1 protein-coding gene is annotated in these 321 nt (G+C 70.7%); it reads right to left on the reverse strand.

Translation table 11 applies throughout. The features are described from left to right. The coding region (locus SB719_RS19380; RefSeq protein WP_412159633.1) for a sigma factor at positions 1 to 198 on the reverse strand (198 nt) is incomplete at its 3' end. Between the last annotated feature and the right edge of the window lie 123 nt (positions 199 to 321).

Genomic DNA, 321 nt, shown 5'->3' on the forward strand with positions numbered 1-321 from the left:
GCGGGCGGCGGTGATGAGCCAGGCGCGCGGGTCGTCCGGTCGCCCCGACCCCGGCCACTGCCGGATCGCGGCGATCATGGCCTCCTGGACGGCGTCCTCGCAGATGTCGAACTGGCCGGCGCCGTAGCGGCGGAGCAACGCCGCGAGGACCTGCGGCGCCAGTTCGCGCAGCAGGTCCTCGATGGTCTTCTGCGTCACATGTCCGCCCCGGCCGAGTACATCACCGGCCGGATCTCGAGGGCGAGGCCGTCGATGGCTGCATCGGGGATCTGCTTCGCCAGCTCGATCGCCCGCTCCTTCGATTCGACATCGACCAGGTAG

The organism is Pantoea sp. SIMBA_079 (genome assembly GCF_046940275.1).
Taxonomy (GTDB): Bacteria; Pseudomonadota; Gammaproteobacteria; order Enterobacterales; family Enterobacteriaceae; genus Pantoea; species Pantoea borealis.